The organism is Paraeggerthella sp. Marseille-Q4926 (assembly GCF_916618935.1).
GTDB classification, from domain to species: domain Bacteria; phylum Actinomycetota; class Coriobacteriia; order Coriobacteriales; family Eggerthellaceae; genus Paraeggerthella; species Paraeggerthella hominis.
Map to the genome: position 1 here is coordinate 54365 of NZ_CAKAKF010000003.1, position 15210 is coordinate 69574.

12 protein-coding genes and 1 tRNA gene are annotated in these 15210 nt (G+C 65.7%); 5 read left to right on the top strand and 8 right to left on the bottom strand.

The window, feature by feature from the left end:
- Positions 1-364: 364 nt before the first annotated feature.
- From LG373_RS05345 to pyrR, 3 genes are read right to left on the bottom strand one after another with little or no spacing between them, the layout of a single operon-like run.
- The gene (locus LG373_RS05345) at positions 365-1657 is read right to left on the bottom strand and encodes a dihydroorotase (protein WP_114565728.1); all 1293 of its coding nucleotides are present in this window, start codon (positions 1655-1657) and stop codon (positions 365-367) included.
- The gene (locus LG373_RS05350) at positions 1641-2585 is read right to left on the bottom strand and encodes an aspartate carbamoyltransferase catalytic subunit (RefSeq protein WP_114565729.1); all 945 of its coding nucleotides are present in this window, start codon (positions 2583-2585) and stop codon (positions 1641-1643) included. The genes LG373_RS05345 and LG373_RS05350 overlap by 17 nt, the downstream gene beginning before the upstream one ends.
- A 2-nt stretch (positions 2586-2587) precedes the next feature.
- Positions 2588-3175 (bottom strand): bifunctional pyr operon transcriptional regulator/uracil phosphoribosyltransferase PyrR, encoded by a 588-nt coding sequence (pyrR, locus tag LG373_RS05355; RefSeq protein WP_114565730.1) that lies wholly within the window; start codon positions 3173-3175, stop codon positions 2588-2590.
- 479 nt (positions 3176-3654) lie between these two features.
- Here pyrR and LG373_RS05360 point away from each other — a divergent pair, with 479 nt between their 5' ends.
- Complete coding sequence (locus LG373_RS05360) at positions 3655-5541, top strand: APC family permease (protein WP_225749230.1); 1887 nt, start codon at positions 3655-3657, stop codon at positions 5539-5541.
- Here the strand turns inward: LG373_RS05360 and LG373_RS05365 are convergent.
- Entirely contained in the window at positions 5512-6756 is a 1245-nt protein-coding gene (locus LG373_RS05365; RefSeq protein WP_225749231.1) for a glycosyltransferase family 4 protein, read from the bottom strand. The genes LG373_RS05360 and LG373_RS05365 overlap by 30 nt on opposite strands.
- A 557-nt stretch (positions 6757-7313) precedes the next feature.
- Here LG373_RS05365 and selD point away from each other — a divergent pair.
- On the top strand, positions 7314-8369 hold the full coding sequence (selD, locus tag LG373_RS05370) for a selenide, water dikinase SelD (RefSeq protein WP_225749232.1): 1056 nt from the start codon (positions 7314-7316) through the stop codon (positions 8367-8369).
- Positions 8370-8410: 41 nt separating this feature from the next.
- Here the strand turns inward: selD and LG373_RS05375 are convergent, their stop codons facing one another.
- Genes LG373_RS05375 through LG373_RS05390 form a run of 4 tightly spaced genes read right to left on the bottom strand, consistent with a single transcriptional unit; the run spans position 8411 to position 11269 of the window.
- Positions 8411-8650 carry a DUF3343 domain-containing protein gene (locus tag LG373_RS05375; RefSeq protein ID WP_114565733.1) on the bottom strand — a complete coding sequence of 80 codons (240 nt, stop codon included), beginning with the start codon at positions 8648-8650 and terminating at the stop codon, positions 8411-8413.
- Entirely contained in the window at positions 8647-9798 is a 1152-nt protein-coding gene (locus LG373_RS05380) for an aminotransferase class V-fold PLP-dependent enzyme (RefSeq protein ID WP_225749233.1), read from the bottom strand. The genes LG373_RS05375 and LG373_RS05380 overlap by 4 nt, the downstream gene beginning before the upstream one ends.
- A 28-nt stretch (positions 9799-9826) precedes the next feature.
- A complete protein-coding gene (yedF, locus tag LG373_RS05385; RefSeq protein WP_114565735.1) occupies positions 9827-10441 on the bottom strand; it encodes a sulfurtransferase-like selenium metabolism protein YedF in 615 nt (204 codons plus the stop codon).
- Positions 10442-11269 carry a formate/nitrite transporter family protein gene (locus tag LG373_RS05390; RefSeq protein WP_216528544.1) on the bottom strand — a complete coding sequence of 276 codons (828 nt, stop codon included), beginning with the start codon at positions 11267-11269 and terminating at the stop codon, positions 10442-10444.
- Positions 11270-11607: 338 nt separating this feature from the next.
- On the opposite strand from LG373_RS05390, the gene selA reads away from it, so the two are divergent.
- The 3 genes from selA (at position 11608) to LG373_RS05405 (ending at position 15194) form a co-directional block, all read left to right on the top strand.
- Entirely contained in the window at positions 11608-13086 is a 1479-nt protein-coding gene (gene selA / locus LG373_RS05395; protein ID WP_225749234.1) for an L-seryl-tRNA(Sec) selenium transferase, read from the top strand.
- Complete coding sequence (gene selB / locus LG373_RS05400) at positions 13083-15011, top strand: selenocysteine-specific translation elongation factor (protein WP_225749235.1); 1929 nt, start codon at positions 13083-13085, stop codon at positions 15009-15011. Before selA ends, selB begins: the two co-directional genes overlap by 4 nt.
- Before the next feature lie 86 nt (positions 15012-15097).
- Positions 15098-15194 (top strand) — tRNA-Sec (locus LG373_RS05405).
- The last annotated feature ends 16 nt before the right edge of the window (positions 15195-15210 follow it).

A 15210-nucleotide genomic window follows, 5' to 3' on the forward strand; every position in this document is an offset into this window, starting at 1 on the left:
TAGGGCGATGCTGTGATCAGGTCAAACGAAAAGCAAGCCAAGCGACGGCGAACGCGGAGGCCAACTCGACGACCCCTAACCGTCAAAACCTGCCAGCGAAGGCGGTTTTTCGCGCGCAGCTTCGAGTGCGGATAAGAAAACGGTCGGGAAGAGGCGTCGGGCGCGACTGGACGGCAGCCGGGCGCGCATTGGCGGCAATCGAAAGCACTGCCGGGCGAACGGGGCATGCATCAACGGCAGCCGGACAGCGTCGGGCGCACTCGCGAACAAGGCTCGCATCCAGGCCGCAACGTACCGCGGGCTCGCACCGTTCGATGCGAGCCCGCGTCATCAGGGTATGGCCCCGGTTCGATTCTGAAGCGTCCTATTCGACGATCGCGCCGTCCTCGAGCGTTGCGTAGCCGCCCACGTAGACATCGGTGGCGCGACCCTTCAGCTCGGCGCCGATGAAGCCGGAGTTCTTCGCCTTCGAGACGAAGCCGTCGACCTCGACCGTCCAGGCGGCCTCGGGATCGATCACCGTGAGGTCGGCCGTGCTGCCCGCCTCGATCTTGACCGGCTCCACGCGCAGGATGGCGCGCGGGTTAACGGCCATCACTTCGACGAGCTTCGCGTAGTCGATCGCGCCGGTTGCCACCAGGTTCGTGATCATCAGCGAAAGCGAGGTTTCCAGGCCGGTCATGCCGAACATGGCAATCTCGAACTCGCAGTCCTTCTCCCATGCGGCATGCGGCGCATGGTCGGTTACGATGGCGTCGATGGAGCCGTCCTTCACGCCTTCGATGAGCGCGGCCGCGTCATCGGCCGTGCGCAGCGGCGGGTTCACCTTAAGGAAGGTGTTGTAGTCGTCGCCGATGGCGTCCTCGGTCAAGAACAGGTGATGAGGCGTGACCTCGCAGGTGACGGGCAGGCCTTCGGCCTTCGCCGCGCGCACCATGTCAAGACCGCGAGCCGTGGTGATGTGCTGGATGTGCAGCGGGCATCCCGTCAGGCGGCACAGCGCGATGTCGCGGGAGATCTGCAGCTCCTCGCCTTCCGCCGGCCAACCCAGCATGCCCAAGCGCGTAGAGGCAACGCCCTCGTTCACCTGACCGTCGCCCACCAGGTCTTCGTCCTGGCAATGGCTCATGATGACCTTGTCGAACATCGCGCCGTAATCCATGACGCGGCGCATCATGCCCGCATCCTGCACGCCGCGGCCGTCGTCGGTGAAGGCCACCGCGCCATGAGCCACCATGTCGCCCATTTCGGAGAGCGTCTCGCCCTTGAGCCCCTGGCTGCAAGAGCCCGACACGTGCACGCGGCACTTGCCTACTGCGGCTGCGCGCGACTTGACGTACTCCACGCCCAGCGCGTTGTCGATGATGGGCTTGGTGTTGGGCATGCAGCACACCGCCGTGAAGCCGCCGTGAGCCGCCGCGCGCGTTCCGGAAGCGATGTCTTCCTTCTGCTCGAAGCCGGGCTCGCGCAGATGCACGTGCATGTCCACCAGGCCCGGAACCACGATCTTGCCGGAAAGGTCGCGCTCGACGCCCTTCTCCATGGTCAGGCCTTGGCCCACCTCGACGATCTTGCCGTCGCGGACCAGGATGTCGGCCGTTTCGTCCAGACCCACCTGCGGGTCGATCACACGGGCGTTCTTAAGCAGCAAAGCCATCTTCGCTCCCTCCGAGAAGAAGATACATTTCAGCCATACGGGTGAGTATTCCGGCGTAGACCTGGTCGAGGATGACCGAGCGGTTCGGATGGTCGGCCATGTAGCTGTCAAGCTCGACGCCGCGGTTGATGGGGCCGGGGTGGCAGATGAGCGCATCGGGCCTCATCAGATGCTCGCGCTCGCGGGTCAGGCCGAACAGCTGGTTGTACTCGCGCAGGCTGGGATACGGCGCGCCCTCCAGGCGTTCGCGCTGGATGCGCAGCATGTACACCACGTCCAGGGTGGGCAGCGCCTCGTCGAGGTTCGTGGTCACATGGTCGGCACCCAGAACGTCGGGGCGGGCAGGCATGAGCGTGCGCGGCGCCACCACGGTCACTTCGCAGCCCATGATCTTGAGCGCGGGGATCAGGCTGCCGCACACGCGGGAGTGGCCGATGTCGCCCACGATGCCCACCTTGAGGCCGTTCAGGTCGCCCTTCTTCTCCCAGATGGAGTACAGGTCCAAAAGCGCCTGGGTAGGATGCTGGTGCTTGCCGTCGCCGGCGTCGATGACGTGGGCGCCGGACACGTCGGCGATCTTGCGGGGCACGCCGGCGTGCTTGTCGCGCACGATGATCATGTCGATCTTGTAGGCGCACAGCGTTTCCACCGTGTCCACCAGGCTCTCGCCCTTCACGAGCGAGGTCGAGCTGCCGCCAAAGTTTAAGCTGTTGGCGGAAAGGCGCTTCTCGGCGATCTCGAACGAGGAGCGCGTGCGCGTGGACGGTTCGTTGAACATGTTGACCACGGTCACGCCCTTGAGCGTGGGCACCTGCTTGATACGGCGCTCGTTGACCTCTTTGAAGCGGACAGCCGTCTCCAGGACGGTCATGATATCGTCAGCGGAATACTCCGTGATGTCGATCAGGTGCTTGTGGTTGAAGCCCATCTCTATTCACCCCCCAGCGGTGCCGAACCCGCGCGGGAGCCCGGAGCCATTTCAAGAATCTCTACTTCGGACTTGCCGTCGGCCTCTTCCAGAAACAAGCGCACGTTCTCCTCGGAGGAAGAAGGCACGTTCTTGCCCACGAAGTCAGCGCGGATGGGAAGCTCGCGGTGCCCGCGATCGACCAGCACCGCCAGCTGCACGGCAGCCGGGCGGCCGATGTCCATGAGCGCGTCGAGCGCGGCGCGGATGGTGCGGCCCGTGTACAGGACGTCGTCCACCAGCACGACGGTCTTGCCGTCGAGGTCGAAGAAGATGTCGGTGGAATGCACCTCGGGAGAGAGATGCGTCGCGAAGTCGTCGCGATAGAAGCTGATGTCGAGCTTTCCGAGCGGCACCTTGGCACCCTCGATCTGCTCGATCTTCTCGGCCAGGCGCTTCGCGAGCAGATCGCCCCGCGTCACGATGCCGACGAGCGCGATGTTGTCCGCGCCCTTGTTGGTCTCGAGGATCTGATGCGCGATGCGCGTCAGCGACCGCTCGATTTCGTCTGCATCCATGCAGACGGTCTTGACCGTGCTTACGTCGTTCATACACACCCTTTCTTTCGTCGAGTGCGTACAGACGGACCAGGTCACCGCCGGGTTTCGCTTTTTCGGCTCGCGCCGACCCGCGTCGCCCCCGAGTTGGCGGCGTCTGCGCGAGGGCATGAAAAAAGCCTCCGCGACAGACAAAGGCTTACAGCATGCGCGTTCTTGTTCGGGTGAACGCTGCTAAGTTGTTACCTTGTCGGTCTCTCTGTACCGCTTTTAAAGGACTGGTGGAAGTATATGCGGTTTTCCGCGATTTGGTAACCCCTTTATTCAAGATTTACGGGGAATGTATGCAAAACCAGTTCAAAAGCCTCGCTGAACTGCGCGGCGAACGGCGTGTGCGCAGCCGAAAAGATGCCGCACACGCACCGTTTCGCATCTTGACCGTACGGGGAAATAGGAGTAGACCGTCATCACCTCGAACTGAGGGGTTTCGCCGCCTCGAGCGCAACGTCCCGAGGCGAACCGGTAGGAGGGTCATGTTGAACGCGAACGCGTTGAAGTATCGGCTCATCGGCGAGCCGCTCAAAAGCTCGGAGATCGAGTCGCAGAAATACGGCGTGGTATGGGGCCTGCCGGTCCTTTCGAGCGACGCGATCTCGTCGGTCGCCTACGCCTGCGAGGAAATCCTCCTGGTCTTGGTTCCCGTGCTCGCCCTGGCAAGCTACACGCCCATGCTCGGCGTGGCCGGAGCCATCATCGCGCTCCTGTTCATGCTGGTGCTGTGCTACCGCCAGGTCATCGACGCCTATCCTCAAGGCGGCGGCGCCTACAGCGTGGCGCGCGAGAACCTGGGGCGCGTCCCGTCGCTCGTGGCGGCTTCGGGCCTCATCCTGGGCTACGTGCTCACCATCGCCGTGAGCTCGTGCTCGGGCGCGGCGGCCGTCACGTCGGCCCTGCCCGCGGCAACCCCTTTCAAAGTCCCCCTGATCGTGGCGTTCGTCGTGCTCATGACGATCGGGAACCTGCGCGGCCTGCGCGAGTCGTCGAAGATGTTCGGGCTGCCCACCTATTTCTTTATTGCATCGGTCCTGGTCATGATCGTGACCGGCGTGGTCAAGTCGGCCCTCGGCCTGACCACGCCGGTTCAGCAGGCGGCGGCCCTCTCCCAAACAACGGGCGACCTCACGCTGTTCCTCGTGTTGAGAGCGTTCTCTTCGGGATGCTCCGCGCTCACCGGCGTCGAGGCCATCAGCAACAGCGTGCCGAACTTCGCGGCTCCGGCGCGCCAGCACGCCAAGGCGACCTTGAACCTGCTGGGAATCGTGGTGCTGGTCATCTTCGGCGGCGTGTGCCTGCTCGCGATGCTCTGCCAGGTCACGCCGTCTTCCGAGATGACCGTGGTGGCGCAGATCGCCACCAGCGTGTTCGGGGCGGACAGCATCATGTTCTACGTGATCCAAGCGGCCACGGCGCTCATCCTGCTTCTAGCCGCCAACACCGCCTACAACGGCCTGCCGCAGCTCATGTCCCTGCTCTCCCTCGACGGATTCCTTCCGAAGCGCTTCGCCGACAAGGGATCGCGGCTCGTGTACACGCACGGCATCCTGTTCGCCTCGGCATTCGCCATCGTTTTGGTGCTGGCGTTCTCCGGGGACACGCACATGCTCATCCCGCTGTACGCGGCCGGCGTGTTCCTGTCGTTCACCATCGCCCAAGGCGGCATGGTCGTCCATTGGCGGCGCAACCGCACGGGTCCCTGGCTTCGTCGCGCCAGCATCAACGGCTTCGGAGCGATTGTCACAGCAGGCGTGTTCGTCGTCATCATCACCACGAACTTCTTCGCCGGGGCATGGATCTCGCTGGTGGCCATCGGCTGCATCGTCGCCGTCATGTCAGTCATCAACAGGCACTACCGCGACGTCAAGGAAAGCCTGGCCATCCACGACGACGAGAAGGCCCGTGCGCTTTTGCAGGTGGACATACCCCGCACCCACGTGGTCGTGCCCGCCTACTCCGTCAACCGGCCGTTCATCAAAACGCTCAACTACGCGCGAAGCCTGAGCAACGACATCGAGGTGTACCACGTGAAAGTCAGCGCGGCCGCCACGCGACGATTCAAGGCCGACTATCAAAGGCTGGGGGTCGATGCGCCGCTCGTCATCGAGAAAGCCCCCTACCGCAACGTTCAGGAAGTCCTCATCAACCACATCGATGCACGGCTTGCGCTCCTGGAAAAGCACGAGACGCTCACCATCGTCATGCCCCAACTGGTGACGAAACCATGGCAGATGCCGCTGCACAATCAGACCACGCTGCTTCTGGAGTCCGAGCTGATAGAGCGCCGCGACGTGGCGCTGATCACGATACCGTACCTGATATACTGCCCGCCCACGTCAGAGAGCCGCCGCACCGACCTGCAATGACGTCGCGGCGACAAGCTCCAACATGCGCGCTCCGAGCGCATTCCACGAAAGGCGCGCCATGTCGACGGGAGCGTCCTCGCAGCGCGCGGGCTGCAGCGCTTCCTGCGCGCTGCGCTCGATGGCGCGAGCCAGCCGTTGCTCGAACGCGGGCAGGTCCTCCTGCACCGGCTCATCGACCCCAACCATGCGAGGCGGCTGCACGTACGCCACGGGCGCGCCGGGCACCGATTCGTCCAGCCATTCCCGAATGCCGGGCAGGTCGGTGACCACCACCCGGCACCCGCAGGCAAGCGCCTCGATCACCACGAGCGGCAAGCCCTCGTAGAACGAGGGAAGCACGAACACGTGCGCCCTCTGGTACGTGCGCACCAGCTCGTCCTGATCCACCTTGCCCGCGAACTCCACGGGAAAGCGCGCTTCCTTTGCAAGCGCGCGCATGCGCGCAAGCTCGTCCTCCGTCGAATGGCCGCCCACCAAGCGCACTGCAAGCCGACCCTTCGGCAGGGACAGAAGATCCAAGCACCGAAGCAGGCTCTCCACGCCTTTCTTCCGGCTGATCTTGCCCACGTAGGCAACCTCGGCGCGATCGACCGTGCGAGAGTTCGGATCTTCGCGGAACACGGTGCGATCGTAGCCCGTGCCCACCACCCGAATGCGCTCGGCGGGCACGCCGTACACGTCCTCGATCTCGCGCTTCTGCGCTTCGTGCAGCGAGAACACCAGATCGAGCGCGCGCACGGCCGACACGATGCGCTCGCGCTCCAAACCGTGGCTGCGCATCTGGCGCAGGTCGGTGGAATGGCACACCGCCGTCACCGGGCAGGGCAAGCCCGCCTCCACCGTCACCGCGGCAACCAGGTACAGGTGGTGGCAGATCACCAGGTCGGGTTCGAACGTACGCGCCACGTCGGCGATGGCGGCCGAGAACGCAGCCTCGAAGCGTGCCACCATATCCGGTGTCATATCGCGATAGCGCGTGGAGGCGTACGGCATCTGATCGCTCATGCCGCACACGGGAAACGGCAGGTCGGGCGTGCGATAGCGCACCGGATGGAACAGGACGCCCTCGCCAAGCGCAGGATCGTCGTCCGCGTCGACACCCGCGATCACCGCGACTTCGTGGCCGGCGGCGCGAAACGCGCGCACGGTCTGGGCCAGGTACACGCCGCTGCCCGTGCTGTCCGGCTTCTGCGCGCTGATCGTCAATATCCTCATGGGCGTCTCCTCCTGTTGTCGGCCTCCCATGATACTACGAGGTTTCGCGCCGAAGGAAGGCATCCGGGCAGGCGACACTCGGCCGCAACCGCCGCAACACCGCCGAAGCTAGCGAACAAGGCGAGACCAACGCGGTCTGACCGCGTTCCCGGAGGCTGCTACGAGCGCCGCGGCGGCGTTCCCCGAGGCTGCGACGGGCATCGTAGTGGCACCCTGTCAAAACGGACGAGTTTTGCGGCGGTTTTCCGCCTTTGAAGAAACTGCCGGCTGAAGGTGTTTTGCATCGCACCTGGTCATGAGCTTGCCAGCACCTTTTATCCTGATTCGAGGACCAGCAAAACTCGCCCGTTTTGACAGAACGAGCGAAACCGGGGCGGAGCCGGGTTCTGCGAAGCTCGCTTCCGGGTCGCGTCTCGGCGCCGCGGGCGCGAATCCCACCGTCAGCCCCAGGTCGACGCTCGCCCGGCGGGTACGCGCGTCGCCGTTCGCCGCCCATGCTATACTCGACCGAAACGCGCCGCCCGACGCGGCGGCCGATGAGCAGAAAGCGACGCATCATGAGCGAAACCGAGCGCATACGCTTAACCCGCCTGACCGAAAAAGGCGGTTGAGCAGCGAAGTGGGGTCCGGGTGACCTCGAAGCCATATTGAAGGACATCGCGCCGCCGCCCGACGCCGATCTGCTGCTGGGATTCGACACGTCCGACGACGCCGCCGTGTACCGTCTCGACGACGAAACGGCCGCCGTGCTCACGCTGGATTTCTTCACGCCCGTCGTGGACGACCCTTACGAATTCGGAGCCATCGCAGCGGCGAACGCTCTTTCCGACGTGTTCGCCATGGGCGGCAAGCCCTTGACGGCGCTCAACATCCTCGCGTTCCCTTGCAGCTTGGGCACGAACGTGGTAAGCGACGTGCTGCGCGGAGGGGCCGACAAGGTGCGCGAAGCCGGAGCGTTCGTGGTGGGCGGCCATTCCATCGAAGACGACGAGCCCAAATACGGGCTTTCGGTTTTCGGAACCGTGCATCCCGACCGCATCGTGCGCAACGGCGGGGCGCAGCCGGGCGACGTGCTGTTCTACACCAAAACGCTGGGATCGGGCATCATGAACGCGGGCTATCGCGCCGGATTGGTCGATGAAGCGGGCATGCGGCCCGTCATTGACTCCATGATGGAACTCAACAAGGACGCCGCTTGCGCCATGCTCCAAGCGAACGTCCACGCCGCCACCGACGTGACCGGTTTCGGGTTGGCGGGGCACCTTCACGAGATGCTTGCCGCAAGCGGGGCTGCCGCCCGGCTCGACTGGGACGCGCTGCCCCTGTTCGACGGCGTGTACCAGCTTTCCTGCGACTACTGCCGACCCGGGAAGAGCTTCGGCATCATCGAGTGGGCCAGCGCGTACGTGTCTTCAGAGGGCCTGGACGACGAGGAATTCGACAACCGCATGGGCGTTCTGTGCGATCCGCAAACCTCAGGCGGCCTGCTGGTGGCCGTCAGCCCAAACGAAGCCGACGCGTTCTCGGAAGCGTTCGAGCGAAGGACGGGGCGCGCGCCCTCGCGCATCGGCTGGGTGGAAGCGGGCGAAGCGGGACGCATCAGGATGATTTGAGCACGCGTCGAGCAACGTCGATCCGAAACCGCTCGTCGCCCTCAGTACAGGTAGACTTCGTGCATGCCCTCGAAAGCCAAGCCGCGCTCCCGCAGCGCGGCTTCGAGCACGTCGCGCTCTGCCGCCGGAACGCACCAGGCGATGCCGCAGCCAGCCGCTATCTCCGAAGGCACGGGAATGGCTCGACCGGGAATTCCGCCGTCGCGCGCCTGCGACTCCACGGCCAGCGCATCGCTCGAAGACGCGAACGTCGCAACCGCCTTCGGCGTCTTGCTCCTCATCGACCTTCGACCTCCGCCGCTATTTCGACCACGGCGCGAATCGCCGCGTCCACGTCGGCCTCGGTGTTGAAGGAGCTGAAGCTGAACCGCACCGCACCCTGCTCGCGCGTGCCCAATGCCTCGTGCATGAGCGGCGCGCAGTGGGCGCCGGCACGCGTGCAGATGCCGAACTCGGCGTTCAGGATGTCGCCCACCGTTGAAGAGTCGCACGCTCCCACGTTGAGCGCGACGATCCCGCACCTGCCGGCATCGCCGCCCCCGCCGTACACCCGCACGCCCGCAACGGCGCGCACGCCGCGTTCGAACCGTCGGGCAAGCTGGGTCGCTTGGGCGGCAAGCGACGCGACGCCCCGCTCCTCGATGTAGGCCAAGCCCGCCTCCAGCCCTGCGATTCCATGGGCGTTGAGCGTGCCCGCCTCCAGACGGTCGGGCATCTGAGCAGGTTGGGATCTGTCGTAGCTGCGCGCGCCCGTGCCGCCAACCTTGAACGGCCTGACCTCAACATGCGAGGCCACCGCCAGGCCGCCGGTGCCCTGCGGGCCGTACAGGCTCTTGTGCCCGGTGAACGCCGCAACGTCAATGCCGTCGCGCTCGATGTCGATGTCGAGCAAACCGGCCGTCTGGGCAACATCCGCCACCAGAAGGGCGCCGTGATCGTGGCTGATGCGGGCCAATCGGGCGATGTCGTAAACGTCCCCGGTCAGGTTCGAGGCATGGGTCACCACGGCAAGCTTCGTGTCCGGGCGAAACGCGGCGTCGAAGGCGTCGTAATCGAGGGAGCCGTCCCGCCCCACGTCAACGATAGACAAGCCGCAGCCGTGCTCGTCCTGCATGCGGTACAGCGGCCGCAGCGCCGAATTGTGGGAAGCCGCCGTGGTAACCGCATGCGCGCCTGGCTCCAAAAGGCCGAGCACGGCGGCGTTAAGGGCCTCGGTGGCGTTGCAGGCGAAGGCGATGCGCGACGGACCCGCCGCGCCCAGAAGGCGCGCAAGGCGCTCACGGGCGCGAAAGACCGCCAACCCGGCATCGAGCGAAGCTCCATGCGCGCCCCTGCCCGCACCGCCGAACCCGTCGATGGCGCGGGCGACCGCCTTCGCGACCTCGGGCGGCTTGCGCGCGGTCGTCGCGGCGTTGTCCAGGTAGATCATGGCGCGCTTCCTTCCTTGCCGCAGCCGATTACGGCCTGATCACCGTAGCGGCAGCCGCTTGCTTCTCGACGATGGCGTACATGTTGGTAACCTCTCCCACCGCCAAACGCTCGGTCAAGCCGAAGTGCGCCAGGCAGGTCCCGCAGCTCATAACCTCGACCCCCGCGCGTTGCAGCGCGGTCAAATCCTCGAGCGAAGCCGACCCTTCGCACGCCAGCTTCACGCCCGAGTTGTACAGCAGCACCGTCGAAGGCAGCTGGTCGAGCTGCGTCAGCGCGAACACGAAGCCCTTCATGAGCACCGCGCCCAGCTCGTCGTCGCCCGACCCCATGAACTCTGACGCGATGACGACCGCGCTTGCAGCCCCGGCATCGGAAACCGCAGCAGGCTCCGCCGCAAGAGCAGCTTGCGAAGCGCCCGCAGCAACCGCGCCCTTCGAAAAGGTCACCGCGAACGCCCCGTCGTCACGATCCTCGCGGTGCGCCGTGCACTTGAGGGCGCGGGCGAGCGATTCCAGGTTGTCCGCGGCCGTCGCATTGTCCACGAGGACTTCCAGCCGACCGGCGTCCATAGCCGCGAGCGCCTTTTTCGCGCGTACCACCGGCAGCGGGCACGCCTGCCCGCGCGCGTCAACTTGCTCCAATTAAGACTCCTTCTTCCGGTAAATGAACCAGTACGCCAAGCCCACCAGAACGCCGCCCGCGATGTTGCCAAGGGTAGCCGCCGACAGGTTCGCCAGCATCCCGCCTAGCGTGACCGCGTCCGCAGCGCCGAAGCCCATGCCGTTCAGAACGAACCCCAACGGCAGCAGGAACATGTTCGCCACGCAGTGCTCGAACCCGCAGGCGATGAACGCCGACACGGGAAGAAGCACTCCCAGAACCTTATCGGCAACCGTGCGCGCCGAAAAGCCGATCCACACGGCCAAGCATACCAAGACGTTGCACAAAATGCCCTTGAAGAACAGCGTGATCCAGTCGGGCGACACCTTTCCGGCGGCGATGCTCACCATGGCTTCGCCCACCGCGCCGCCGTTCATCTGAAACACCTGCGCCATGTACACCATCCCCACGATGACGAGCGCGCCTACCAGGTTTCCGATCCACACTGTGGTCCAGTTCTTCAACGTAGCGCTCCAGCTGATCTTGCGCGAAGCCTTAGCGCAGATCAAAAGCGTGTTCCCCGTGAACAGCTCGGCGCCGCAGCACAGCACCAGAACCAAACCCAGGCAAAAGCACACGCCGCCCACCATGCGCTGCACGGCGAAGGGCATGGCGGGATCGCCCAAAAACACGCAGAAGTACAGGCCGCCGAGCGCGATGAACGCGCCCGCGAGCATCGCCGAGACGAAGCACTTGCCCAACGGCATGGCCGCCTTCGTCTTGCCAAGCGTTTCGGCCTTCAACGCCGTCTCCGCGGGAGACAGCGCGTCGGGCTTGAGAGCCCTCAAATCCTCGTTGCTCACGTTCATGGAGCCCGCATCCCCTTCTCTCGTCGCCGACAACGCGCCGCTCGCCCGGCGAAGGCCGCAGCACCGTTGCCGTTCATCCTTGATTCCTCACCGTCCGAGCCTGTTGCAGGCCCGATCACCGAACAACATCGCATTGTTGCACATTCGTCGCACCGCGCCTACGGGAAATCTGGCGGAAAGGCTTGCGGAAGGTCGTTTCGTGCGCCCCGAAGCCTTCCGAACCGAGCCGCCCCGACCGCCGACGCGGCCCCGCAAGCCGGTTCTTGGCCCAGGAGCCGCGCGCGGGCGCGCCTTGGTATACTCTTACGCGATCCACGCGCGTCAAAGAAAGGCAGTCCATGAAACCCGCTTCCGTTCAAGACATACTCCGAACCCTCCCGCAGGTGGAGGAAACGCTCAACGCGCCGCAGCTGCGCGCGCTCGATACGCTGCTGCCCCGACGCATCCTGGCCGACTGCGCCCGCGCATCCATCGACGAAGCGCGCCAGGAGGTGCTGGCGGGCCGCCGAACCGCTGTGAACGCGAACGCCGTCGCGGACGACGCCTGCGCCCGCGCGCTCGCCAACCTTGCGCCGTCGCTGCGCCGCGTGATAAACGCCACGGGCGTGGTGGTCCACACGAACCTCGGACGCAGCGCGCTTGCCGAGGAAGCCGTCGAGGCCGTCGTGGAAGCGGCGCGCGGGTACTCCACGCTGGAGTACGACGTGAACGCCCTTGCGCGCGGCAGCCGCCACGATCATGTAGAGCATCTGATCTGCGCCTTGACCGGGGCGGAAGCGGCCATCGCCGTGAACAACAACGCCGCCGCCGTCATGATGGTGCTGACGGAGTTCGCCGCAGGGCACGAGGGCGTCGTGTCCCGCGGAGAGCTTGTGGAAATAGGCGGATCCTTCCGCATTCCCGACATCATGGCGCTGTCGAACGCGGCCATGGTGGAAGTGGGCACCACGAACAAGACCCATCCGGCCGATTACGAGCGCGCCCTCGGCCCGGACACCGCCATGCTGCTGAAGGTGCATCCCTCGAACTACCGCATGGTCGGGTTCACCGAAAGCGTGGGCATACGCGAGCTGCGACGCATCGCCGACGCCGAGAACGAACGCCGGCGCGCCAATCCGCAGACGCCGCCCCTTCCCGAGGTAATGGTCTACGAAGACCAGGGGTCGGGCGCGCTTCTGCGACTGGACTGCTTCGGCGATTACGCTGAGCCCACGGTGGCCGAATCGCTGCAAGCGGGCGTCGACCTGGTCTCGTTTTCCGGCGACAAGCTGCTCGGAGGCCCGCAGGCGGGCATCATAGCGGGCTCGAAGCGCCACATCGACCGCCTGAAGAAGAACCCGCTCGCGCGCGCGCTTCGCCTGGACAAGATGACGCTTGCCGCGCTCGAGGCGACGCTGCGCCTTTACCTGGACCCCGAGCGAGCCATGCAGGCCGTCCCGACGCTTCGCATGCTCTCGGAGGACGCAGCCGTCGTCCGCACGCGCGCCGAGCGCCTGAGCGAACAGGTATCGAAAACCGTAGCCGATCGCTTCGCCCGCGTCGACGTGGTGCCGGAAACCGGGCGCGCCGGCGGCGGAGCGCTTCCCATGTGCGACATCGACACGTTCGCCGTACGCGTGTCGTTCCTGCAGGGCAGTGCGCAGGAATGCGAAGAGTACCTGGTGAAGCGCGCGCCCGTTCCGGTGGTGGGCCGCATCAAGAAGGAGTGCGTGCTGCTCGACGCCCGCACCTTGAGCGAAGAGGACCTTCCCGCGATAGCCGAATCGCTGGGCGCTTACTTCAACAACCTGGACGCACGGAAGGAGACTTGCTCATGAGCACGCCGTCGCACCCTGACTTGGTGCTGGGCACCGCCGGGCACATCGACCACGGCAAGTCGTCGCTCGTGCTCGCGCTCACCGGAACCGATCCCGACCGCCTGTCCGAAGAGAAGAAGCGCGGCATCACCATCGAGCTGGGCTTCGCGCAGCTTTCCCTGCCCGGAGGCTTGACCATGGGCGTGGTGGACGTTCCGGGCCACGAGCGCTTCGTGCGCCAGATGATCGCTGGCGCCACGGGCATCGATTTGGCCCTGCTGTGCATCGCGGCCGACGACGGTGTCATGCCCCAGACCGTCGAGCACCTTGCCGTACTGGAGCTTCTGGGCATTTCATCGGTCGTCGTCGCGCTGACCAAGATCGACCTGGTCGACGACGAATGGGCGGCGTTCATGGCCGACGAGATCCGCAGCCGCCTTGAGACCACGCCGTACGCGGACGCGCCCGTGGTACGCGTTTCCAGCCGAACGGGACGTGGGCTCGACGCGCTCAAAGACGAGCTGGTTCGCGCCGCGCGCGCCACGTCCCGGGTCAAAAAGGGCGCGCACCTGCGCCTGCCCGTCGACCGAACCTTCACCATCAAAGGCGCAGGCACCGTGGTGACGGGCACGCTTTGGAACGGAGAAGCGTCCGTCGGCGACGAGGTCGAGGTGCTCCCCGGCGGCCTGCGCACGCGCATCCGCGGCATCCAGGTGCATGGAAGCCCGGTCGAGCGCGCCAAAGCCGGCCATCGCGTGGCCTTGAACTTGAACGCGCTCTCGACGGCCGAGGTGCGTCCGGGCGACTTCCTGGCAACGCCGGGCGCGATGCGCCCGACAGACCGCTTCGACGCCGACCTGACCTACCTGGGAATTCCCGGCCGAGACGCGAAGCCCCTGGAAAGCGGCTCGCGCGTGCACGTGGCCCACGGAACGCGCGAGGTCACGGCGCGCGTGCTGCTCATGGAGGGCCGGACGAGCCTCGCGCCCGGAGAGCGCGCGCTCGCGCAGATCCGCCTCGACGAGCCCCTGCCCGCCGCATGGCGGGACCGCTTCGTCATCCGCTCCTACTCCCCGGTGCACGTCATAGGCGGCGGCGTGATTCTGCGCGCGCACCCCCGCCGCACCACCACGCTGTCCGAGCCTGCCCGCCATCTGCTGGAAGCGCTGCGCGCCGACGACGAAGCGGCCGTGGCCCAGGCGGCATTCTCCCTGGCGACGCTGCCCATTCTGGCCAACGAGCTGGCGGAAGCCTCGGGGCTGGAAGCGTCGCAGGCCGCGCGCGAGCTTGAAGCGCTGGCAACCAAGCGCGCAGCCGTGCGCCTAGACGGCCCGCAAACCCGCTACGCGAGCGCGCAGACGCTGCAGAAAGCGCGCTCGACCATCGAGAACGAGCTGTTGAGGTTCCATTCCCAGAACCCCGATTCCACGGGAATCGCGAAGGACGCCCTGCGGCAAAGAAGCCTGCCGCGCGCAGACGCCGCCTGCTTCGACGCGCTGCTGGCCTACGCAGTCGCCCAAGGCGCCGCCGTGGTGGCGGGCGGCGAGGTCAGCCACCCGCGCGCAGGCGCGGGTGCGCGCATGAAAGAGGAGCAAGCGGCCAAAAAGCTGGGCGATGCGCTCGCGAGCGCGGCAGGGGCCCCGCCGACCATCGCCGACCTTGTAAGCCACGCGGACCTGGATTCCTCGCTCGGGTACAAGGCGCTCGGAATCTTGGAAAAGCAAGGGCTTGCGCGACGGGTCGGAAAAGACTTCTGCTTCGACGCAGCGGCGCTCGAAGCCTTCGAGAAAGCCGTGAGAAACCGGCTGGCGCACGGTCCGGCAACAGCCGCCGAGCTGAAGGACGCCATGGAAACCAGCAGAAAGTACGCCATCCCCCTGCTCGAGTACTTCGACGCGAACGGCGTGACGCGTCGAGAAGGAGACGTTCGCGTCCTGAACGGGTAGATGTGGGGTTTTCGCCTAAACGTCGGCGTGCTCCGATCAAGTTGCGGTATTATAGCGATGCGCCGGTTCCGGCGCATCTTTCATGGGGAGATGGATGGGTCCTGGTGGGCCCCGCGGCCTTCAAAGCCGTTGTGAGGCGCGCAGAACGTCTCGGGTGTGTTCGATTCGCACGCATCTCCGCCATTTCACGTTCGGAAGC

What these genes read in the sequence shown, in the direction of transcription:
- LG373_RS05360 (WP_225749230.1), top strand. Translation starts at nt 3,655, where the DNA reads ATGTTGAACGCGAACGCGTTGAAGTATCGGCTCATCGGCGAGCCGCTC.
- LG373_RS05390 (WP_216528544.1), bottom strand. Translation starts at nt 11,269, where the DNA reads ATGAACGTGAGCAACGAGGATTTGAGGGCTCTCAAGCCCGACGCGCTG.
- selB (WP_225749235.1), top strand. Translation starts at nt 13,083, where the DNA reads ATGAGCACGCCGTCGCACCCTGACTTGGTGCTGGGCACCGCCGGGCAC.
- LG373_RS05350 (WP_114565729.1), bottom strand. Translation starts at nt 2,585, where the DNA reads ATGGGCTTCAACCACAAGCACCTGATCGACATCACGGAGTATTCCGCT.
- pyrR (WP_114565730.1), bottom strand. Translation starts at nt 3,175, where the DNA reads ATGAACGACGTAAGCACGGTCAAGACCGTCTGCATGGATGCAGACGAA.
- LG373_RS05365 (WP_225749231.1), bottom strand. Translation starts at nt 6,756, where the DNA reads ATGAGGATATTGACGATCAGCGCGCAGAAGCCGGACAGCACGGGCAGC.
- LG373_RS05345 (WP_114565728.1), bottom strand. Translation starts at nt 1,657, where the DNA reads ATGGCTTTGCTGCTTAAGAACGCCCGTGTGATCGACCCGCAGGTGGGT.
- selA (WP_225749234.1), top strand. Translation starts at nt 11,608, where the DNA reads ATGAAACCCGCTTCCGTTCAAGACATACTCCGAACCCTCCCGCAGGTG.
- LG373_RS05380 (WP_225749233.1), bottom strand. Translation starts at nt 9,798, where the DNA reads ATGATCTACCTGGACAACGCCGCGACGACCGCGCGCAAGCCGCCCGAG.
- LG373_RS05375 (WP_114565733.1), bottom strand. Translation starts at nt 8,650, where the DNA reads ATGAGGAGCAAGACGCCGAAGGCGGTTGCGACGTTCGCGTCTTCGAGC.